Consider the following 20608-nt stretch of genomic DNA (forward strand, 5'->3'; position numbering starts at 1 on the left):
CGTCACGCACACCCAACGGGGGTCGGGGCGGTGACGCTCTATCTTGACGTCTTGCATGTTCAGTTTTCAATGTTCATTTTGTGTGTCACTCGTTTTGGCGACTTCTCTACTTTATCAGTTGAGCTTATATGAGTCAACTGTTTTTTTTAGAAGTTTTTTTCGAATGTTATATAAGCTGTAGTGCTCGTTTGATTCGTTATTGCCTTAGCGACGTGTATCATCATAACTTATATTCAAACATAACGTCAACTGTTTTTTTAAAATAATTTAAAGGTGGCTCAAGCATATAACCTGAGCCCTTGTTAATACTAGACTACACGATAATATCTATGCATAATTTGCGAACTTTTCGTTTGATGTTCTTCTATAAAGATGATTCCTTTTTCAACTAAAAATTCAATATAGACCTCTAAGTCCGTCGAATAATTCTTCAACTCTGCTTGTTCATGGATCTCTTGAATAGACCAATACGGTTTCTGTGCTAATACTTCTTGTATATGCAGAGCTGCTTCTTTCGTGCGGGAATGTATAAGGAAATCACTTGCTAAAAACAAAAGTTCTACTCGTTTTTGTAATGGCTCTGAACTTGAAACCAATTCATCATAGAGTTTATAAATTGCTGGGTCCAGGACTTTCACTTGTTTCCAGACCAGTACCTCTGGATGCATGCCACGCTCAAATATTGCTAGTCTTGCTAGATGATGTAGTGAATCGACTAGTTCGGTGTATGCATCTAAGTAATTTTGTTGATCGTAAAAAACTTTGCCTTCCAAATATCTACGGGTAAGGCGAGCGAACTCAATTCCCATGCGAATTTTTCTTCCACGCTCAGGAAATTCATCGAGTTCCTTCTTTAAGTGTGTAATAAATTCATTTCGATCAAATAAAATGCGGCTGTTTAATAACCAATCCACTAACTTTGGGTTTTTGCCAAGAGTCAGCCATTTTTGCAGCTGCTTCTCTGTAATTGTATGAAGAGCAGCTTTTTGATTGTGATAGGAATAATGTTTTGTGAAGATAGGTCGCTCTGCGTCTTTTGTAATGACAAGTAAGATGGAATCAAACGTGTCTGTTAACGGACTTACCTTTTCTTTCTTTTGAATATGTAAAATCCCTAATGTGTTGGGGTCGCTTGCACGCTCTTGATAGATTGGTCTAAGTAAAGCTTCCATCGTTCCACTCCTTCTCGGCTTGAACCTTGTTATGCATTAAATTCTACATTGAATGCGTAAGTCCTTCTTTCTCCTGCAAATTATGCTATAGTATTAGGTGAAATTAGGAGGGTAATCATGGCGCCATATAAAAATAAGATCAATAAGATTCGTTCATTTGCACTTGCTTTAATATTTATTGGGTTTATCATCATGTACGGAGCAATCTTCTTCAGAGAAAACCCGATTCTTGTCACTATTTTTATGCTTCTTGGATTGCTAGCCATTTTAGGTAGCGTAGTTGTTTACGGTTGGATCGGTTTGTTGTCCACTCGAGCTGTTCAAGTAGTTTGCCCAAACTGTGGTAAACACACAAAAGTTTTAGGTCGTGTAGATTTATGTATGTATTGCAATGAGCCTCTTACTCTTGACCCTTCACTAGAAGGAAAAGAATTTAGTCAAGATTACAATAAGAAGAGTGAATAAAAGAAACTACCGTGGACGAATCGTCACGGTAGTTTTTTATTGTACATTTTTCGATTGTCATTTACAACTTGGACACTTTCCGTAAACTTCAAGTCGATGAGATTCTACTTCAAATCCAGTAATGTGCGAAGCCAGTTGCTCTACTTCATCCAATCCCGGGTAATGGAAGTCGACGATTTTTCCGCAGCTTGTACAAATCATGTGATAATGGTCGTTGGTAACGAAATCAAAACGACTAGAACTATCACCGTATGTTAACTCTTTTACAAGTCCAGATTCTCTAAAAACACGAAGGTTATTATAAACAGTGGCTACACTCATGCTCGGGAATTTACTCTCGAGAGCACGGTAGATATCATCAGCAGTTGGGTGCGTCATGGACTGGATTATATATTCCAAAATAGCATGGCGCTGGGGTGTTATGCGAACACCTGTTGACTTCAGTGTATCTAAGGCATCACGCAAATGCACTTCGGTCATAGTCGGCACCTCTTTCAGATTCATTCTTACATTAGAATTGTTATTCTTAATTATAAGAAGAAACTAACAGCAGTGTCAACTGATTCACTACGTCAAGCCTTAGTAGCCTAGCTTTAAATCGACTTGATTTTCTAAATCACTTTCACCTTGTTCCCATTTAATCAAATTACGTGAGAAAATCTCCAATGCTCTTTCAACATAATAATCTGAATGACTCGAGACATGCGGTGAGATTGTGACATTATCTTGTGACCAAAGTGGACTTTCTTTAGGAAGTGGCTCAATCTCAAATACGTCGAGGACAGCATGCCGAATCCAGCCATTTTCTAAAGCTTCCACAAGAACAGCCTCATCAGCTACATCACCGCGCCCAAAGTTCATAAAGATTGGATTTGCTTTCATAGCTTTGAAATGACTCTTTGTCAGCGCATGCTTTGTATCAGCCGTACTCGGGAGTAATGAGAGTACGATATCCGCATCCTCTAGTTCTTCGACAAGGTTTTGAAATGGAACGGTCTTGTGCGCACTATCCACTTCTCTTCCACTTCGGTTGCAGCCTACCACAGTAACGCCGAAAGCAGAGAGCAGTCGTGCCACCTCTTCTCCGATTGCTCCAGGTCCAATAATGACCGCTTTGCTGCCTTTTAATTCACGAGACCCCTTTGGCCTTCTCCATTCTTTTTCAACGGTCAATTGATAGATGGCCGGTAAGTTGCGATAGAGCGCCAATATGTGGCCGAGAATTGATTCTGCCATTGGAGTTTTGTGAATACCACGCGCATTGGTAACTACAATTCCCTTTTCAGAGAGTTTTTCAAGCGGCATCTTTTCAATACCCGCAGATGCCACACTGATCCACTTCAAATTGTGTTTTTCATCAAGGTCACTCTCTTTCACATCCTCGCCGTATGTTACCCATACATCGGTTGACGTTGTTGGCTTTTGCCCTTTCTGAAAAACAAAGTCATGCTGCGGATTTTGTTCTTGTAAGCCTTGTTGAATCGTCGGTTTTGGCTCAAATGTAAATAAAATGTTCATGCGTTCTCCTTCTGCGACTCTTCAAGAGTTTTTTGAACTTCTTCAACGTGGCCTGGGACTTTTACTTTGCGCCATTCTTTGACGACTTCACCAGTAGGGGCAATTAAGAATGTGGAACGTTCAATACCATAAAACTCTTTACCGTACATCATCTTTTTCTTCCACACGCCATAAGCTTCAGCCGCTTCGGCATCCGCATCTACTAAGAGCGAAAATGGTAAGTCATTTTTCGCAATAAAGTTTTGGTGCTTTTTGGCGCTGTCTGTGCTCACACCAATGACTTTTGCATTTAATTCTTGAAACTCAGGGAATCGATCACGAAAATCACACGCTTGCGTCGTGCATCCAGGTGTTGAGTCACGTGGATAGAAATACAACACTACGTAGTGTTTTCCTTTGTAATCTTCTAGTGATACGGTCGTGCCATTTTCATCTGGTAAAGATACGGATGGTGCTTGTAAACCTTCTAAGTTTTCTACAGTCATCTTGATCCCTCCTATTTGCTTTTTAGGATAGCATAGAGTTCTTGTTGTTCCTATTAAAGTTGTCTACAATAAGGGGGAACACTTAGAGGAGGAATATCCATGAATCGAACACAATCAGAAAAACTGCATAATGAAGCAGTTACTCATATAGTAGGAGGGGTCAATAGCCCATCGCGCTCCTATAAAGCAGTTGGAGGTGGCGCACCTACAGTGATGGCGAAAGCGCAAGGTGCATACTTTTATGATGTCGATGGCAATAAGTACATCGACTATTTGGCAGCATACGGACCCATCATCACAGGTCATGCGCACCCACATATCACACAAGCACTTACAACAGCAGCCCAAAATGGATTGCTGTACGGCACACCGACAGAACACGAGATCAAATTTGCGAAGATGTTGAAAGAAGCCATCCCTTCGATGGATAAAGTCCGTTTCACGAACTCGGGCACAGAAGCTGTGATGACGACAATCCGTGTGGCTCGTGCATATACAGGTCGCATAAAGATGTTGAAATTTGCTGGTTGTTACCATGGTCACTCAGATCTTGTATTGGTCGCTGCAGGTTCTGGACCGGCAACACTTGGGACGCCGGATTCAGCTGGTGTACCTAAATCGATCGCCGAAGAAGTCATCACTGTACCTTTTAATGATCCAGAACGTTTTATAGAAGCAATGGACAAATGGGGCGATGAATTAGCTGGTATCTTAGTAGAGCCGATTGTCGGGAATTTTGGTATGGTCGAACCGAACCCTGGATTCTTAGAAGTTGTTCACACGCACGCGAAAAAGCATGGCACACTTGTCATTTACGATGAAGTGATAACGGCATTCCGTTTCCACTACGGTGCCGCTTCTACTCTCCTTGGATTTGAACCAGATTTAACAGCATTAGGAAAAATCATTGGTGGAGGCTTACCAATCGGAGCTTACGGTGGAAAGAAAGAAGTAATGGAACAAGTAGCACCTAATGGTCCAGCGTACCAAGCTGGAACGATGGCCGGAAATCCCGCGTCTATTCAAACAGGGATCGCATGTCTAGAAGTTCTTCGTGCGCCTGGGGTTTATGAGGAACTCGACCGTCTAGGTAAACTTTTGGAAGATGGAATTCTTGCTGCTGCGAAACAACACCAAATTACGATAACAGTGAATCGTATTAGAGGAGCCCTTTCCATCTACTTTACAGATGAAAAGGTTGAAAATTATGAGCAAGCAGAAGCTTCGGATGGCGAGCAGTTCGCACACTTCTTCCGCTTGATGCTCGAGCAAGGCATCAACCTAGCACCCTCAAAGTACGAAGCTTGGTTTGTTACGACTGCTCATACGGAACAAGATATTGAAGAAACAGTAAAAGCTGTGAATCATGCATTTGAAAAAATGGCTCAGTAAAAGGAGTGTGATGCCTAGTGAAACTAGGTGCACGTGTATTTAAAACCGGGATCGCTATAGCGCTTGCCCTTTATATTGCTGATCTACTTGCGCTACCTGTGCCGATCTTTGCAGGTATCGCGGCCATTTTTGCTGTACAGCCGTCGATCTATCGCTCATATATGACTGTTTTTGAACAGATTCAATCGAATTTGATCGGAGCGGCGTTTGCCGTGACGTTCGCTATGCTCTTTGGTAATTCGTTTTTCATGGTTGGTTTGACGACGATCATAGCCATCTCGGTCATGTTAAAACTAAAGCTACAGAAGACGATTCCGCTTGCACTTGTTACCATCATTGCGGTGATGGAAATTCAAGGCGATGATTTCCTTATTGCTGCCATGTTTCGGATAGCCACAATTGGTGTAGGTGTATTGTCTGCCTTCGCGGTGAACCTTGTCTTTATTCCTCCAAAATACGAGACAAGACTGTTCACGAAAATCAGCACCACGCAGGATGAAATCATTCGCTGGATTCGAATCGGTATTCGTCATGCTGCAGACCATCAATCACTTAAACAAGCTGTCACATCAATAGAAGAGCAACTCGTCAAAATCGATCAGCTATTTTTACTCTTCAAAGAAGAACGTGGTTATACGAAAAAAGCGAAGTATGCTAAAGGAAGAAAACTTGTCATCTATCGTGAACTTATTACGACGTCTTATAAGAGTTTATATGTCATCCGGCGTTTATCTGCGTATGAGCATGACATCATGCAATTGCCAGACCATTTTCACATGATGATTCAAGAACGCTTGGATACACTTCTGACGTACCATGAACATCTGCATTTAAAGTTTATTGGACGATTGAAACCTGATCAATTGGAATGGATCAATGATGATCACTTTATTAAGCGCCATGAGGTGATGGAGATTTTCATGACACAAATCTACGAAACAAAACGAGATGAAGATTTCTCAACCTATCATTTATTGCATCTGCTGTCTGCGATTTTGACATATGAAGAACACCTCGAACACTTAGATACTTTGATCAGTTCCTATCAGACGTACCACGGGGACGAGATTGATGTGAAAGTTGAACTATAAAAAGCTGCCATCGCTGGCAGCTTTTTTTATGTTTTCATTTTCGGATCAAGTGCATCTCGTAGACCATCACCCATTAAGTTAAAACCAAGAACGGTCAGCATAATGGCTACACCTGGGAAAATCATCGTCCAAGGAGCATTTCGCAAATAATTTCTTGCATCCGCAAGCATCTTGCCCCATTCCGGAGCTGGCGCTTGTGCACCAAGACCTAAGAAGCCAAGTGCAGCGGCTTCGATAATCGCAGAGGCGACGGCAAGTGTACCTGCTACAATAACCGGTGCCAACGAGTTTGGAAGAATATGCGATATCAAAATTCGGAAGTCTTTCATACCGATTGCTCTTGCTGATGTAATGTACTCTTCTTGTTTAACAGTCAGTACTTTGGAGCGAATCAATCGACCAAAGTTCGGAATGTTGATGATTGCAATCGCAATCAAAGCGTTCACTAAAGAAGGACCTAATACTGAAACAACAGCGATTGCAAGCAAGATACTCGGAAACGCGAGCATGATGTCAAAGACACGTGAGATGATTGTGTCTACCCATTTTCCGTAGTACCCGGCAATAATACCAAGCGCGCTCCCTACAATTACTGAACCAATTACAGAAAAGAATCCAACACCAAGAGAAATACGAGCCCCTAGAATAACACGAGAAAAAATGTCGCGTCCAAAATCATCTGTCCCAAACCAGTATTGACTAGAAGGAGATTTCAATCGTTCCGTTAACTTTTGATCATTTATACCTTCTGGTGCAATCCATGGGCCAAAAATCGCTAGTAAGATAAAGAAAAAGACAATCACACTTCCAACAAGAGCTATCTTGTTTTTACGGAAATTCTTCCAAGCATCACGCCATGGACCCGTTTCACGTTCCATTTGCACTTCCTGCTCTGCAGGCACTAAATTTTTCGGATCTGGAGTCGTCATAAAATATCCTCCTTTCTAGTCATATTTGATTCGTGGATCAATCAAGCCGTATAAAATATCAACAATCAGGTTGATCATAACGAAAATGAAAGCAATGATTAAAATACCAGATTGAATTACAGGGTAATCCCGGAACTGAATCGCTTCATATACATAGCGCCCAATTCCTGGCCAAGAAAATATGGTTTCCGTTAAAATCGCCCCACCTAAAAGTAGACCCATTTGAAGACCGATAACAGTTAATACTGGGATAACTGCATTTTTCAATGCATGCTTGTATACAACCCAGAACATTTTTTGACCTTTTGCACGCGCTGTACGGATGTAATCAGAGCGCATGACCTCTAACATACTAGAGCGTGTCATCCGTGCAATGATGGCCATTGGTATTGTAGCAAGCGCAATACCTGGTAATACTAGATGACGCAGAACTTGACCCAACTGATCAAAACGACCTTGCATGATTGTATCGAGTATGTAAAAACCAGATTGTGCGCTGATCGGATTTCGCACATCCTCTCGACCAGATGTTGGGAACCAACCTAACTCGATAGCAAAAATCCATTGTTCCATTAAACCTAACCAGAAAATCGGCATGGATACTCCAACAAGTGCAAGTACCATGGCAGTGTAATCAAACCATGAGTTCTGGAACCATGCAGAGATAATTCCAGCATTCACTCCGATAATTACGGCAATTAAGATGGCAAAGAAAGCCAGTTCAAATGTCGCAGCCAGATAAGGCCATACCTCTTCAGCTACAGGCTGTTTTGTTCGTAAGGATTCCCCTAAGTCGCCTTGGAGCAATCCTCCAAGGTATTCAAAGTATTGAATATACCAGGGATTATCTAATCCGAGCTTTGCTCGTAATGCTTCGACTGCTTCTTTAGAAGCCAATTGACCTAAAATGACTTGAGCAGGATCTCCGGGTATTGCACGAATGATCATAAATACTACGAACGTCATTCCGAGCAAAACTGGGATTAACTGTAATAAGCGTCTACCAATATAATTGACCACGCTCTTCACCTCTTCCCCTTTAGTAAAACGTCATAAAAAGAGAGGGAAATCTCGAAGATTCCCCTCATCCTCTCAGCATATTATTCGAAATCAACAGTGTGCAGTTTGTCAGAACCTGTTGGGTGTGGTGTAAACCCAGTAAGTTCAGCTTTCCCTGCTAGTAACGGTGTAGAGTGAGCAAGTGGAACCCAAGGAGCATCCTCATGGATGATTTCTTGTGCTTGCATGTACAATTCGTTACGTGTATTTTCGTCAACTTCAGATTGCGCTGCGATTAAAAGTTCATGTAATTCTTCGTTGTCATAGTATGTGTAGTTGTTGCTTCCGATGTTGTCTCCATCAAGAAGTACGTATAGGAAGTTATCAGCGTCACCATTGTCACCCGTCCAACCTAACATGAACGCATCTGCTTCTCCGTTACGTGCTTTTTCAAGGTAAGTAGCCCACTCGAATGACACGATTTCAGCAGTGATTCCAACGTCTGCTAAGTTTTTCTGCATAACTTCAGCAACTTTCATACCATCTGGCATATATGGACGTGGTACAGGCATTGCCCATAGTTCCATCTCAAATCCATCTGGTAGACCTGCTTCAGCAAGTAGCTCTTTTGCACGTTCTGGATCATAGTCATAACCTTCGATTTGATCGTTGTATCCAGAGATACTTGGTGGCATTGGGTTCACAGCCACTTCTGCACGACCTTCAAAGAATGCATCCACGATTGCTTGTTTGTCAATTGCATGGTTCATCGCTTGACGAACTAATACATTGTCAAATGGAGGACGCGTGTTTGTTAAACCAAGGTAACCAACGTTCATAGATGGACGCTCGAACAATTGAAGTGCAGCATCTCCTTCAATTGAAGCTCCGTCTGATGGGTTTACACCATCTGCTAAATCAATTTCACCCGTAAGTAATGCGTTAAGACGAGCTGAGTTGTCCGGAATTGCGCGGAATACAACGCGATCAAGTTTCGGGAACCCTTCTTGCCAGTAATCTTCGAACTTCTCGATTGTGATCGAGTCATTGCGCTTCCACTCTACAAATTTGAATGGTCCAGTACCGACTGGCTCATCTCCAAATGCATCGCCAGCTGCTTCAAATGCTGTTGGTGACCCCATACCGAATGGGCTCATTGCGATGTTCTTTAAGAATGGTGCTTGTGGACGCTTCAGCTTGAATGTCACTGTGAACTCATCATCTGCAGTAACAGATTCGATTACGTGACCTTCTTCATCACCAAATCCACCGAACATCGATTTGTAATAGTAGTACTTATCTGCTGTACCTGAAGACCAGCGATCAAAGTTTGCTACAACAGCTTCTGCATTGAAATCAGTGCCGTCATGGAATTTCACGCCTTCTTCAAGCATGAACGTATACGTCAATCCGTCGTCAGAGACAGTCCACTCTTTTGCAAGACCTGGGTTGATTGTCGTATCTTGCTCACCAAAGTTTACAAGCGTTTCAAAAACGTTTTGTGTAACTTTGAAAGACTCTCCATCCGTTACAGCGATTGGGTCAAGGCTGACCGAATCTCCCCCACGACCAAAGATTAATACTTTTGGTTCGCCTGATTCTTCATTCGTGCCTTCTTCATTGTTTCCTTCTTCATTGTTGCCTTCTGAGCCTTGTTCATCCGAGCTACAAGCTGCTAAGAAGAGCATCATGATCAATCCGAAGAACAACAGGAACGACCAAATTTTCTTATTTCTCATTAAGACCCCTCCACGATTTTTTATCTATCATGTCTGCATCATATAAATGACACGCAACATAATGACCTGGTTTGACTTCCTCGAGTTGAGGAACGACTTGCTTACACTGTTCCTTTGCAAATGGACAGCGTGTATGGAATGTGCACCCACTTGGCGGATTCGAAGGACTCGGGATATCTCCTTCTAACAAGATTTCTTCCCGCGTAAAGTTCGGGTCTGGTACAGGTACAGCTGAGAGTAGTGCTTTTGTATAGGGGTGAAGCGGGTCTGCGTAAAGATTCTCACTCGACGCAAGTTCCACCATCTTTCCTAAGTACATCACACCAACTCGATCACTGATATGCCGAACAACGCCTAAGTCATGCGCGATGAAAATATACGTCAATTTCAACTCTCGTTGCAGTTTTTGCATCAAATTGAGCACCTGAGCTTGAATCGATACGTCGAGAGCGGAGACAGGTTCATCTGCAATGATCAGTTTTGGATTGGTCATCAATGCGCGTGCGATCCCAATACGTTGGCGCTGTCCCCCACTAAATTGGTGAGGATAACGCTTAGCGTGATAACTACTGAGTCCTACTATTTCTAAAAAGTCTTTCACCATTTTCTTACGGGATTTCGTATCACCAATGTTGTGAACAATGAGTGGCTCCATCAAAATCTTTTCCACTGTGTGACGTGGATTCAAAGACGCATAGGGATCTTGGAACACCATTTGGATTTCTCGACGTGCTTTACGCATTTCTTGTGCGGACAATGTCGTAAGTTCTTGTCCATCAAAGGTTACTTTTCCTTCTGTCGGTTCCAGAAGGCGCATGAGCATCCGTCCCGTAGTGGACTTCCCACATCCTGATTCTCCAACAATGCCAAGTGTTTCTCCTTCATTCACATAGAAAGAAACGTCATCCACTGCTTTGACATGCCCCGTCGTCTTTCCGAACAGGCCATTTTTTACTGGGAAATATTTTTTAAGCCCTTCAACTTTCAACAATGGCTCTGTCATGATTAGCTACCTCCTCCGTGTCGTATAAGAAACAGCGTGTCTTATGTTCAGCTGCTGTTTGGTATAGAGGAGGTGATTCCACAGTACAGCGACCAAATACTTCCGAGCAACGCGCTGCGAAACGACAGCCTTCTTTGATAGAACCAGGTTTTGGTACGTTACCTGGAATCGAGTACAGGGACTGCTTTTTGAAACGCATATCCGGTACCGAAGCAAGAAGACCCTTTGTATACGGATGCTCTGGGTTTGTGAAAATCTTTTCAACCGGTCCTTCTTCTACCACTTTACCTGCATACATGACGACAACACGTTCACACGTTTCAGCTACTACGCCTAAATCATGTGTAATGAGGATGATCGCCGTGTTTAAACGTGTGTTTAAGTCTTTCATCAACTTCAGAATTTGTGCTTGAATCGTCACGTCGAGTGCCGTAGTCGGTTCATCAGCAATCAATACTTTCGGATCACAGACTAGGGCCATGGCAATCATCACACGTTGTCTCATTCCGCCAGACAATTGATGCGGATAATCTTTCATCAATTCTTCTGCACGAGGAAGACCTACAAGTTTCAACATTTCTACTGCCCGAGCATGTGCTTGTTTTTTAGACCAGCCTTTTTTATGTAGGAGAACTGCTTCTTTCATTTGGCTTCCAATCGTAAAAAGTGGATTTAACGATGTCATGGGTTCTTGGAAAATCATCGCAATTTCATTTCCACGTATACTTCTCATTTTCTTGTCATTGTATTTTGAAATGTCTGTGCCGTTGTAAAGAATCTCACCTGAAGTGATTTTTCCTGGAGGTGAAGGAATCAGTCCCATTACAGATAAACTGGTTACACTTTTTCCACTTCCCGACTCTCCAACGATTCCTAGGATTTCTCCTTCACGAACTTCGAAATCTACATAATCGACTGAAGGAATAACTCCGTCGTCTGTGAAGAAAGATGTTTGAAGGTTTTTGACTTCTAGGACAGCTTTGCGTTTTGTCATGATGCGCCCCTCTCCACTATCTGAAAATTCTTTATTAAATGAATTTTATGTAATTATTATTTTACACAAGAAATCCTTCCTTGCAATCACTTTTTTTATAAATAAATTATATTTAAAAAGCTATACTAATATTTTCGTTTAAAATAAAAAAACCAATGCGTTTACTCTACTTTAAGTAAACGCACTGGTTTCTAGTCTTCTAATTGTTGCACTTGGAATAAGTTATAGTAAGCACCTTGCTTTTTCATCAATTGAGCGTGAGTTCCTGATTCGGTAATTTGACCATGTTCGACGACCAGAATTTGATCCGCGTGTGTAATCGTAGATAGACGATGCGCGACCACTAAAGTTGTTCGATCCTTCGCGAGTCGCTCTAACGAGTCTTGAATGAGTGCTTCGCTCTCTAAATCGAGTGCAGAAGTTGCTTCGTCTAAAACCAAAATGCGTGGATCCTTCAAAAAGACACGTGCAATAGCGATTCGTTGCTTTTGTCCACCTGACAGTTTGACGCCTCTTTCCCCAACTGTTGTATCATAGCCGTTTGGCAGACCCATGATGAAATCATGTGCATTTGCTGCTTTAGCTGCTGCAATAATTTCTTCATCTGTCGCTTTTGGATTTCCCATCGCGATATTCATTTTAATAGAATCACTGAACAATAAGGAATCTTGCAGAACAAGTCCTATTTGCTTTCGGAGAGACTCTATCGTAACATCGCGAATATCCGTGCCATCTAAGCGAATTGCACCATCCGTCACGTCGTAGAAACGTGGGAGCAAACTAATGATTGTCGACTTTCCACCACCACTCATCCCAACAAATGCGACAGTTTCCCCTGGATGGATGGTAAAGTTGATACCACGCAATACAGGCGTTCCTTCTTCTTCATACTGGAAATAAACATTTTGAAAAGAAAGTTCCCCGTTAGCCTTATCTAGTGTTTTTGCACCTGGTCGATCTTGTACCTCATAGCCCTCATCCATCAATTCAAACATCCTGTCCATCGAGGCAATGGATTGTGTTAGTGTCGTCGATGAGTTGACCAGTCGACGCAGTGGGCTATAGAGTCTTTCAATATAGGCTACGAATGCTGCCATTGTTCCGACTGAAAGGTCACCAGTAATTGCTTCGTAACCAGCGTAAGCAATGACAAGTAGTGGGGCCACATCTGTAATGGTGTTGACGACTGCAAAAGCTTTTGCATTCCACTTTGTCTGGTCCATCGCCTTGTCTAAAAATTCCCCATTTGCTTCGTCAAAATTTCTTTGTTCATGCTGCTCGAGTGTGAATGTTTTGATGACACTCATCCCTTGAACACGTTCATGTAAGTAACTTTGAACGCCTGCTAGAGCTTGAGAGCGTTGTCGTGTGAGATCTCTTAGTCGACCAAAGAAATATTTGACGCTGAACGCATAAAACGGGAATGCAATAAGCGTGACGAGCGTTAATTTCACATTGAGTGTCAACATTATTCCAATAGCAATCAAAATTGTTGCAAGGTCCAGCCATACATTCATTAACCCAATCACAACAAAGTTCTTTGTTTGCTCGACATCATTGATTACACGCGAGATGACTTCACCGGCACGTGTGTTGGCATAGTATTTCAAGCTCAACTTTTGCAGATGGTCGAATAATTTTTCCCGGATATCAAATAAAATCTTGTTACTCACGTATTGCGCAAGATATTGTCTATAGTATTCAATCGGTGGCCGTACGAGGAAGAAAACTAGTGCGGTTCCTCCTAACCAATAAAATAACAGACGCAACTTCTCGGCATCTGACATGTTTCCGCCAATGATATCATCGATAACAATTTTAATAAGAATAGGGATGAAAAGCGGGATGGCAAACTTTATGATTCCGATGAAGATCGTAATGGCAATTTGCCAATTGTACGGTTTTACAAACTGCATATAGCGTTTAATTACATCCATGCTGTCACTCCTTTCTGTAAGCAAGACGAAACCTGCTGCTAGAATAGCAACAGGTTTAGTCAGGTTTGCGGATTTCCTTATGAAGTTGATAGCGTGCTGTCCAAGCATCAATAAAGTCGGGTGCGAACGGACCTTTCCGTTGCTGTATCCAGTTCTTTAAAGTCTGGATTGTACGCTTTAAAATGATATCAATCTCGTCAGGGTAGTCCATCTCTTTCTTGTGTTGCTCATACTCGTCTTCATCTAAGAGTGTGTACGATTGATCTGGAAATACTTTCATATCCAGATCGTAATCAATGTACTTCAACATTTTGTCTTCATAGACGAATGGCGAACTTAAATTGATGTAGTAATATACTCCATCTTCACGCAACATGCAAATAATATTGAACCAGTACTCGGCATGGTAGTAGCAGATCGACGGTTCACGCGTCACCCATGTCCTTCCATCCGATTCCGTCACTAATGTTCGATCATTTGCAGCTATGACAATATTTTTTGTCCCTTTCAGCACCATCGTCTCATGCCAGACACGATGAATATTGCCATTATGTTTATAGCTGTGAATCTGGATCATTTCTCCTTCCACCGGAATAGTCATGATGTAGCCACCTTCTCAAATGACAAGCTGAAAAACCTATCTAATTTATCTGTGATGTTTCACATTATAACAATACTAGAAGGAAAAAAGTAGTATAACAGTAGCCTTGTCAAAATTTCTTATTCAGCAAGATTTCTCATTTTCTGTATGGGAACTGGAAGCGGAAGCTGATTCAACTCCTCTTCTGTCACCCAGCGACCCGCAAACTTTTCGGCGTCTTTCACTTCAACCTTACCTACAAAGACTTCAATCTCCCATTTTAAGTGACTAAATAGATGCGTGACTTCTCCAACTTTCTCGACTTCCAACCACGTGATGCCATACAGATCCGCCCAATTTGTCTGATTCGTTTCGATAAGAGGATACTGCCATAGTTTCGCAAGCAGCCCTTCTTCCCTTTGCTCGACCAACCACTTGCCGTCTGAACGTTTCAGCATATAGCCATTGTATGTGATTTTTTTCACTTTCGATTTTTTACTTTTAATAGGAAGAGAGTCAGTTTTCCCCTGTTCAAATGCAGCGCATTGCTCTCGTACAGGACATAGTAAACACTTCGGTTTCCCCGGTGTGCAAATTGTTGCACCAAGTTCCATAACTCCTTGATTGAATGAAGACGGATCTTCCTTGTCAATAATCATCATAATTAAGTCTTCGAAAATCTTTTTTGCTTTCGGTTTTGCGATATCTTCTTCTATTGCATAGAGACGACTTAACACACGCATAACATTTCCATCTACTGCATGCTCTGGGACACCATAAGCAATACTAAGAATAGCACCTGCTGTGTAAGGTCCGATCCCTCGAATCGCACTGATTTGCTCACGTGTATTTGGAACTTTAGCATCGTAAAGTTCGATTACTTCTTTGACACCTTGCTGCAAATTTCTTGCGCGAGAGTAATAGCCGAGTCCCTCCCATAATTTCAGCAATTCTTCTTCCTCCGCATTTGCGAGGTCATGCATCGTTGGAAAAGCTTTAGTGAAGCGATTATAGTACGGAATAACTGTATCCACCCGTGTTTGTTGAAGCATGACTTCCGAAATCCAAATATGATAAGGATCGGTAGTATGTCGCCACGGCAAATCTCGTTTTTCTTTTAGATACCACTTAACAAGATTTTGTTGAATCTCTTTTCCTTTTTGATCAAGCATTGTGTTCCTTCCTTTCGGATTACATTTGATGAGAAAAGGGTAAAGTCAATGTGCTAGGCATCTGAGTAATTTTCTTATATTCTAGTATCAATCCATTTATAAAGGAGGGTGACGTTTGCATGGACACTGGTACACACATCGTGATGGGTATTGCCCTCGGAGGATTGGCCACAATTGATCCGGTCGTCGCAAACCACTCTGTAACATTCACCGCGGTCCTTGCGGGAACAATTATTGGTTCACAGGCACCTGACATAGACACTGTATTAAAACTTCGGAACAATGCGGTTTATATTCGACATCATCGAGGAGCCACTCACTCCATTCCTGCAGTGATCACTTGGCCCCTATTGATTACACTCGGACTAAGCTTCATCTTTCCATCTGCTGACATGCTACATGTCTGGCTCTGGACGTTCTTGGCAGTCTTTCTTCATGTTTTTGTAGATATCTTCAACTCATATGGAACGCAAGCACTCCGTCCGATTTCAAATCAGTGGGTCGCGCTTGGGGTAATCAATACATTTGATCCCATTATTTTTGGAATTCATATTATAGGATTGCTGACATGGGCTTTGGGAGCAAATCCTGTAATCACCTTTTTAATCATGTATGCGATTATCATTGTTTATTACATCGTTCGTTTTCAAGTACAAGCAGCCGTTCGACATGCTGTGAAATTAAAAATACCAAATGCCGAACGAATTATCATTTCCCCAACTATGCGTTTTTATCAGTGGCGCATTGCGGCGATTGATGGCAATCACTACTATGTAGGACGCGCTTACGGACGGAATATTACGATATATGACAAGTTCGAGCGTCAGCCACTTCCGGAAAATAAAATTGTCCGCGCTGCACTTAAAGATAAAAATATTGATGCCTTTCTCTCGTTCTCCCCTATTTACCGATGGGAAGTCACAAAACACGAAGAAGTGCATGAAGTACGTTTTATCGACCTACGTTACCGTAGCAATGATTATTATCCTTTTGTTGCAGTTGCACACTTGAACAGTGAGCTAGAAATCGTGAACTCTTATACAGGTTGGATATTCAGTGAAGATAAATTGCATAAAAAACTTGATTTTAACTTGGATGAATCATGAAAGTAACCTCTAGCGTTTGCTAGAGGTTACTTTACTTTTTCAAGCATTGAAATTGGCAAAGCTTCTTCAAAACGTTCTCCGCCTAGTCGGTATCCCCATGCAAAACGTCCTTTTAAATACTCCACTTTAAAGTAGACTCCTGGGTCTCCTTCTATTTTATACAACTCACCCGGAATGATAGATTTAGGATCAATCAAGTATGCTTGAGCCATTTTTGCTTTGCGTTCGTACACTGCGTATTCATTTACAATACCGAGTTGCTCTGCTTTTCGGGATTTTTCTTTTAGGTTTGCGATTTCCTGTCGCAATTCTTGCTCGTTCATCTGACTATATTTCTTATCCATCTTCTTGCTCCTTCATATCTATAAATTGATCAATAATTTCTAATGGAAAGCCTTTTCCGTAAAGTTGTTGCTTCACTTTTTGGCGTCTTTCACGCCCGTTGTATTTTGCTGACACTTTACGCCATGCCTTCTCGCCTTGATCTTGTAACTTTGCATCCCATTCATCTGTGACGAGTTCATCTTCTAATCGGCTTATTACAGATTTTCCAATATGAAAAGGATAGCCTTTGCGCGCTAGGAGATCTTGGATTTTCTTTTTTTGTTGGGATGGCGTGAGTTTTTGGGCGGAACGTAATGTTTTTTCCGCAAGGGCCATGGCTACTTCTATCTGATCCTCTTCCGTGTACGTGTCGAGAACTTGTTGACGTGTGTCTTCATCAATACCTTTTTGTTTTAAAGACTGTCTGATTGCGTTCGGTCCCTTCTTAGATGAATTCTTTTCAGTAGACAATAACGCTTTCGAGAATGCTTCATCATTTAAGTAGTTGTAATCATGTAATTTTTTGATTGCTTCAAGTGCTACAGACTCTCCGTAACCCGAGTCGAGTAATTTCTTCTTTACTTCTTGTTCACTTCGCATACGAAAACTTAAATAATTGAGTGCTGCACTAAATGCCTTTCGCACTTCATCTTCATAAACCATGTCATCCATTTCAAAGTCTGCAACGACCTTACCTTTAGTGATTTGATGCTGAATGAGTACACTTTCATCCACGCTAAATGCATATTCTTCATCTAAATAAATATTATAACGGTCTTGATGTCTTTTCTGACGTGTAATCTTTGTGATGACTGGCATATTTTCAGCTCCTCAGGTTCATCTACGAGATTTTAGGGTAACTTCTATAGTATCATACAAAAAAAAGGAGGTCATTCGATGAAGTTTGCAATTACGGGTGGCACAGGCTTTGTAGGGAAAGAACTAACAAATTTGCTACTTTCTCAAGGTCATCAAGTGTTTATTCTTACACGCTCCGATAAAAAAAGTGATTCATCTATCACGTTTGTCAAATGGCTTACAGAAGGCGCAACGCCTGAAACAGAATTAGAAGGTATTGATGGGATTATCAACCTTGCAGGCACTTCAATTAACGAGGGTCGCTGGACGGATGATCAGAAAAAGAAAATCTATGAAAGTCGCATGGAGGCAACTGATGAAGTGCTCCGGATTATCGAAACTCTTTCAGTGAAACCATCTGTTCTCGTGAATGCTTCCGCAATAGGAATTTATCCTAGCTCTAAGCACAAAACATATACAGAAGATTCACCTGAACGAGCAGATGACTTTTTAGCCAAAACCGTTGAGGACTGGGAAAAGAAAGCTAAAAAGGCTGAACAACATGGTGTTCGTGTAGCCTGTGCTCGATTTGGTGTCATTTTAGGAAAAGACGAAGGTGCTCTCCCACTTATGGCATTACCTTATAAATTATTTGTCGGTGGCAAAGTAGGTTCAGGGAGACAATGGCTTTCATGGGTACATGTAAAAGACGTGGCAAATGCGATTTATTTCGCACTTACTACAGATGAGCTCTCGGGTGCTTTCAATGTAACCGCACCACGACCACTTCGAAACGATGATTTTGGAAAAGTACTTGGGACAGTCTTACATAGACCTCACTTAGTACCTGTCCCAGGTGTCGCTCTAAAAGCGGCTCTAGGTGAAAAAAGTCAGCTTGTGCTTGAAGGTCAACAAGTCATTCCAGAAGTCTTGTTGCAACATGGATTTAAATTTGAGTTTCCAACAGCACAAGAAGCCCTTAAGAATATTTACGGATAATTGAGATTTATGAGCACACCCTACTTTAAAAAGGGTGTGTTTTATTTTGCGTATCGTGCATATAAAGTGGTGAAAAAACAATTTACTTAACATTCGATAATGGCTATGAAAACGGCCAGACAACTTCTATTTTAGACACGTTGAAAGAACACGACATATCTTTTGGTCGATGGCGATTGTAGATTGGCATCAAGACCGTAGGCGCGGCAAAGATGTAGTCGTAAAAGAGTTAGTTGATCAGTTACACCCCGGTGCCATTGTATTGTTGCATACAGTAACACAAGACAACTCGGATGCTTTGCCTGAATTTATTGCTGAAGCAAAACGTCTCGGTTACACATTCAAAGAATTAGATGAATTGCGCAAACAGTCCGTGAATACGCCCATCTCTTTCCATTGACTTCTCTCGTCCTGTATAATGAGGACATACTAAGAAGGACGTGAAGTGAATGAGTGAAAATGTAACAATTAAGATCGGGCAAGAGTTCCCGCTAACAATCAAACGACTCGGTATCAACGGTGAAGGGGTTGGATTCTTCAAAAAGCATGTAGTGTTCGTTCCAGGAGCACTTCCTGGAGAAGTCATTACAGCCCATGTAACAGAAGTGCAACGCCGCTTTGCAACTGCAAAAATCAAGCAGATCCGCGAAAAATCTGAAGACCGCGTGACTCCTCCTTGTCCGGTTTATGACGCTTGCGGAGGGTGCCAACTTCAACATATGACGTATACCCGGCAGCTTGTTGAAAAACGTGATATCGTTCTCCAAGCGCTAGAACGCTACTCACCAGATGTGACGGAGGAACTTGTCAAACCGACTATCGGAATGGAAGATCCTTGGCATTACCGGAATAAGAGTCAATTCCAAGTACGTCAAAAAGGTGCGAAAGTGATGGCTGGTTTATTTGCAGCCGGTTCAAATTTCTTAGTCGATATCGATGACTGTCTCGTGCAACAACCGGAAACTACAAAGATCACAAACGAAATCAAAGCATTTATTGAGCAGTACAAGATCCCTGTTTACGATGACAAAGACCCACAAGGCATCATCCGTTCAATCGTTGTTCGTAAAGGAATCGAAAGCGGCCAGATTCAAGTGACACTCATTACAACAAAAAAGAAATTCCCGCACAAAGAAGAATTGACACAGGCTATCACTAAAATGAATGCTTCCATTGTCTCAATCAGTCAAAACATCAATGCAGACCGAACAAGTTTGATTTTTGGTGAAACTACGTTTAACTTATGGGGTAAGGAAACAATGGTTGAAATATTAGACGGTCTTGTATTCGACCTATCCGCTCGTGCTTTCTTCCAATTGAATCCCGTACAAACCGTTCACCTTTATAACGAAGTGAAAAAAGCCGCTCATCTGACGGGTACTGAAAATGTTGTAGATGCTTATTGTGGCGTTGGCACAATTGGCCTTTGGTTAGCAGGTGACGCAAAAGAAGTACGCGGTATGGACATCGTTCCGGAAGCTATTTCAGATGCGAAGAAAAATGCGGCCCGTAACAACCGGAAAAACACACAATTTGTCGTGGGAACTCCTGAAGAGTGGGTTTCAAAGTGGCAAAAAGAAGGATTTGCGATCGATGTTTTAACAGCTGACCCACCTCGTACCGGTCTTGATAGCGAATTGATGGATGTTATTTTACGTACGAAACCGAAACGCTTCGTGTACACGTCTTGTAATCCTTCCACTCTAGCTAAAGACCTAGCGCGTCTAACAAAAAAATATTCAGTGGTTTCCATTCAGCCAGTCGATATGTTCCCACAAACTTCTCAAATCGAGTGTGTGGTAGAGCTGGTCTTAAACTAAACTAAAATCCGTCTTGTCTCTCTGTTTGAGGAACAAGACGGATTTTTAGTTTCCAAATCATTGATACAATTACAATCAAGAGATT

At 41.8% G+C, this 20608-nt stretch carries 22 protein-coding genes; 8 read left to right on the top strand and 14 right to left on the bottom strand.

Going from position 1 to position 20608, the window contains the following annotated elements:
* Window positions 1-308: 308 nt before the first annotated feature.
* Window positions 309-1172: a nucleotidyltransferase-like protein gene (locus tag AB5N96_RS09500; protein ID WP_204591332.1), complete on the bottom strand. Its 864-nt coding sequence runs from the start codon at window positions 1170-1172 to the stop codon at window positions 309-311.
* A 117-nt stretch (window positions 1173-1289) separates the two neighbouring features.
* Here AB5N96_RS09500 and AB5N96_RS09505 point away from each other — a divergent pair, with 117 nt between their 5' ends.
* On the top strand, window positions 1290-1637 hold the full coding sequence (locus AB5N96_RS09505; protein WP_204591329.1) for a YgzB family protein: 348 nt from the start codon (window positions 1290-1292) through the stop codon (window positions 1635-1637).
* 57 nt (window positions 1638-1694) lie between these two features.
* Here AB5N96_RS09505 and perR read toward each other — a convergent pair whose 3' ends face one another.
* The 3 genes from perR to bcp form a co-directional block, all read right to left on the bottom strand.
* Window positions 1695-2117, bottom strand: a complete 423-nt coding sequence (perR, locus tag AB5N96_RS09510) for a peroxide-responsive transcriptional repressor PerR (protein ID WP_499705379.1) — start codon at window positions 2115-2117, stop codon at window positions 1695-1697.
* A 99-nt stretch (window positions 2118-2216) separates the two neighbouring features.
* Window positions 2217-3155 (bottom strand): D-2-hydroxyacid dehydrogenase, encoded by a 939-nt coding sequence (locus AB5N96_RS09515; protein WP_392455955.1) that lies wholly within the window; start codon window positions 3153-3155, stop codon window positions 2217-2219.
* A complete protein-coding gene (gene bcp / locus AB5N96_RS09520) occupies window positions 3152-3640 on the bottom strand; it encodes a thioredoxin-dependent thiol peroxidase (protein WP_204591323.1) in 489 nt (162 codons plus the stop codon). The genes AB5N96_RS09515 and bcp overlap by 4 nt, the downstream gene beginning before the upstream one ends.
* A 99-nt stretch (window positions 3641-3739) precedes the next feature.
* Here bcp and AB5N96_RS09525 point away from each other — a divergent pair, with 99 nt between their 5' ends.
* Complete coding sequence (locus AB5N96_RS09525) at window positions 3740-5032, top strand: glutamate-1-semialdehyde 2,1-aminomutase (protein ID WP_392455953.1); 1293 nt, start codon at window positions 3740-3742, stop codon at window positions 5030-5032.
* A 17-nt stretch (window positions 5033-5049) separates the two neighbouring features.
* On the top strand, window positions 5050-6123 hold the full coding sequence (locus tag AB5N96_RS09530) for an aromatic acid exporter family protein (protein ID WP_204591319.1): 1074 nt from the start codon (window positions 5050-5052) through the stop codon (window positions 6121-6123).
* Between the two features lie 26 nt (window positions 6124-6149).
* Here the strand turns inward: AB5N96_RS09530 and nikC are convergent, their stop codons facing one another.
* The 8 genes from nikC to mutY all read right to left on the bottom strand — a co-directional run bounded on the left by nikC (window position 6150) and on the right by mutY (window position 15476).
* Window positions 6150-7001: a nickel transporter permease gene (gene nikC / locus AB5N96_RS09535; protein WP_420837251.1), complete on the bottom strand. Its 852-nt coding sequence runs from the start codon at window positions 6999-7001 to the stop codon at window positions 6150-6152.
* A 66-nt stretch (window positions 7002-7067) separates the two neighbouring features.
* Window positions 7068-8072 carry an ABC transporter permease subunit gene (locus tag AB5N96_RS09540; RefSeq protein ID WP_204591314.1) on the bottom strand — a complete coding sequence of 335 codons (1005 nt, stop codon included), beginning with the start codon at window positions 8070-8072 and terminating at the stop codon, window positions 7068-7070.
* Between the two features lie 80 nt (window positions 8073-8152).
* Window positions 8153-9790 (bottom strand): ABC transporter substrate-binding protein, encoded by a 1638-nt coding sequence (locus tag AB5N96_RS09545; RefSeq protein ID WP_204591312.1) that lies wholly within the window; start codon window positions 9788-9790, stop codon window positions 8153-8155.
* Window positions 9780-10793: an ABC transporter ATP-binding protein gene (locus AB5N96_RS09550; protein WP_204591310.1), complete on the bottom strand. Its 1014-nt coding sequence runs from the start codon at window positions 10791-10793 to the stop codon at window positions 9780-9782. The genes AB5N96_RS09545 and AB5N96_RS09550 overlap by 11 nt, the downstream gene beginning before the upstream one ends.
* Complete coding sequence (locus AB5N96_RS09555; protein ID WP_204591308.1) at window positions 10768-11787, bottom strand: ABC transporter ATP-binding protein; 1020 nt, start codon at window positions 11785-11787, stop codon at window positions 10768-10770. The genes AB5N96_RS09550 and AB5N96_RS09555 overlap by 26 nt, the downstream gene beginning before the upstream one ends.
* A gap of 191 nt (window positions 11788-11978) precedes the next feature.
* A complete protein-coding gene (locus AB5N96_RS09560; RefSeq protein ID WP_204591306.1) occupies window positions 11979-13724 on the bottom strand; it encodes an ABC transporter ATP-binding protein in 1746 nt (581 codons plus the stop codon).
* A gap of 55 nt (window positions 13725-13779) precedes the next feature.
* On the bottom strand, window positions 13780-14325 hold the full coding sequence (gene ntdP / locus AB5N96_RS09565) for a nucleoside tri-diphosphate phosphatase (RefSeq protein ID WP_204591304.1): 546 nt from the start codon (window positions 14323-14325) through the stop codon (window positions 13780-13782).
* A gap of 119 nt (window positions 14326-14444) precedes the next feature.
* Window positions 14445-15476, bottom strand: a complete 1032-nt coding sequence (mutY, locus tag AB5N96_RS09570; RefSeq protein WP_204591302.1) for an A/G-specific adenine glycosylase — start codon at window positions 15474-15476, stop codon at window positions 14445-14447.
* Window positions 15477-15595: 119 nt separating this feature from the next.
* Between mutY and AB5N96_RS09575 the strand changes: the two genes are divergently transcribed.
* Window positions 15596-16582, top strand: coding sequence for a metal-dependent hydrolase (locus AB5N96_RS09575; protein ID WP_204591300.1), 987 nt, complete (start codon window positions 15596-15598; stop codon window positions 16580-16582).
* A gap of 26 nt (window positions 16583-16608) precedes the next feature.
* Here AB5N96_RS09575 and AB5N96_RS09580 read toward each other — a convergent pair whose 3' ends face one another.
* On the bottom strand, window positions 16609-16926 hold the full coding sequence (locus AB5N96_RS09580; protein WP_204591298.1) for a YfhH family protein: 318 nt from the start codon (window positions 16924-16926) through the stop codon (window positions 16609-16611).
* Window positions 16919-17725, bottom strand: a complete 807-nt coding sequence (gene recX, locus AB5N96_RS09585; protein ID WP_499705381.1) for a recombination regulator RecX — start codon at window positions 17723-17725, stop codon at window positions 16919-16921. The genes AB5N96_RS09580 and recX overlap by 8 nt, the downstream gene beginning before the upstream one ends.
* A gap of 78 nt (window positions 17726-17803) precedes the next feature.
* Between recX and AB5N96_RS09590 the strand changes: the two genes are divergently transcribed.
* The 4 genes from AB5N96_RS09590 (at window position 17804) to rlmD (ending at window position 20523) form a co-directional block, all read left to right on the top strand.
* Window positions 17804-18703, top strand: a complete 900-nt coding sequence (locus AB5N96_RS09590; RefSeq protein ID WP_204591294.1) for a TIGR01777 family oxidoreductase — start codon at window positions 17804-17806, stop codon at window positions 18701-18703.
* Window positions 18704-18783: 80 nt separating this feature from the next.
* Window positions 18784-18885: a polysaccharide deacetylase family protein gene (locus tag AB5N96_RS09595; RefSeq protein ID WP_338032474.1), complete on the top strand. Its 102-nt coding sequence runs from the start codon at window positions 18784-18786 to the stop codon at window positions 18883-18885.
* Window positions 18873-19103: a polysaccharide deacetylase family protein gene (locus AB5N96_RS09600; RefSeq protein ID WP_239584967.1), complete on the top strand. Its 231-nt coding sequence runs from the start codon at window positions 18873-18875 to the stop codon at window positions 19101-19103. Before AB5N96_RS09595 ends, AB5N96_RS09600 begins: the two co-directional genes overlap by 13 nt.
* Window positions 19104-19152: 49 nt before the next feature.
* Window positions 19153-20523: a 23S rRNA (uracil(1939)-C(5))-methyltransferase RlmD gene (gene rlmD, locus AB5N96_RS09605; RefSeq protein ID WP_204591292.1), complete on the top strand. Its 1371-nt coding sequence runs from the start codon at window positions 19153-19155 to the stop codon at window positions 20521-20523.
* Window positions 20524-20608 lie beyond the last annotated feature (85 nt).

Origin of the sequence: Chryseomicrobium imtechense (assembly GCF_041475995.1) — a bacterium.
GTDB lineage: Bacteria > Bacillota > Bacilli > Bacillales_A > Planococcaceae > Chryseomicrobium > Chryseomicrobium aureum.

Excerpts from the sequence above, each read along its gene's own strand:
- AB5N96_RS09500 (WP_204591332.1), bottom strand. The coding sequence starts at position 1,172 with ATGGAAGCTTTACTTAGACCAATCTATCAAGAGCGTGCAAGCGACCCC.
- AB5N96_RS09590 (WP_204591294.1), top strand. The coding sequence starts at position 17,804 with ATGAAGTTTGCAATTACGGGTGGCACAGGCTTTGTAGGGAAAGAACTA.
- AB5N96_RS09600 (WP_239584967.1), top strand. The coding sequence starts at position 18,873 with ATGGCGATTGTAGATTGGCATCAAGACCGTAGGCGCGGCAAAGATGTA.
- ntdP (WP_204591304.1), bottom strand. The coding sequence starts at position 14,325 with ATGACTATTCCGGTGGAAGGAGAAATGATCCAGATTCACAGCTATAAA.
- perR (WP_499705379.1), bottom strand. The coding sequence starts at position 2,117 with ATGACCGAAGTGCATTTGCGTGATGCCTTAGATACACTGAAGTCAACA.
- rlmD (WP_204591292.1), top strand. The coding sequence starts at position 19,153 with ATGAGTGAAAATGTAACAATTAAGATCGGGCAAGAGTTCCCGCTAACA.
- AB5N96_RS09515 (WP_392455955.1), bottom strand. The coding sequence starts at position 3,155 with ATGAACATTTTATTTACATTTGAGCCAAAACCGACGATTCAACAAGGC.
- nikC (WP_420837251.1), bottom strand. The coding sequence starts at position 7,001 with ATGGAACGTGAAACGGGTCCATGGCGTGATGCTTGGAAGAATTTCCGT.
- recX (WP_499705381.1), bottom strand. The coding sequence starts at position 17,725 with ATGCCAGTCATCACAAAGATTACACGTCAGAAAAGACATCAAGACCGT.
- bcp (WP_204591323.1), bottom strand. The coding sequence starts at position 3,640 with ATGACTGTAGAAAACTTAGAAGGTTTACAAGCACCATCCGTATCTTTA.
- AB5N96_RS09555 (WP_204591308.1), bottom strand. The coding sequence starts at position 11,787 with ATGACAAAACGCAAAGCTGTCCTAGAAGTCAAAAACCTTCAAACATCT.
- AB5N96_RS09550 (WP_204591310.1), bottom strand. The coding sequence starts at position 10,793 with ATGACAGAGCCATTGTTGAAAGTTGAAGGGCTTAAAAAATATTTCCCA.
- AB5N96_RS09545 (WP_204591312.1), bottom strand. The coding sequence starts at position 9,790 with ATGAGAAATAAGAAAATTTGGTCGTTCCTGTTGTTCTTCGGATTGATC.
- mutY (WP_204591302.1), bottom strand. The coding sequence starts at position 15,476 with ATGCTTGATCAAAAAGGAAAAGAGATTCAACAAAATCTTGTTAAGTGG.
- AB5N96_RS09560 (WP_204591306.1), bottom strand. The coding sequence starts at position 13,724 with ATGGATGTAATTAAACGCTATATGCAGTTTGTAAAACCGTACAATTGG.
- AB5N96_RS09575 (WP_204591300.1), top strand. The coding sequence starts at position 15,596 with ATGGACACTGGTACACACATCGTGATGGGTATTGCCCTCGGAGGATTG.
- AB5N96_RS09525 (WP_392455953.1), top strand. The coding sequence starts at position 3,740 with ATGAATCGAACACAATCAGAAAAACTGCATAATGAAGCAGTTACTCAT.
- AB5N96_RS09580 (WP_204591298.1), bottom strand. The coding sequence starts at position 16,926 with ATGGATAAGAAATATAGTCAGATGAACGAGCAAGAATTGCGACAGGAA.
- AB5N96_RS09505 (WP_204591329.1), top strand. The coding sequence starts at position 1,290 with ATGGCGCCATATAAAAATAAGATCAATAAGATTCGTTCATTTGCACTT.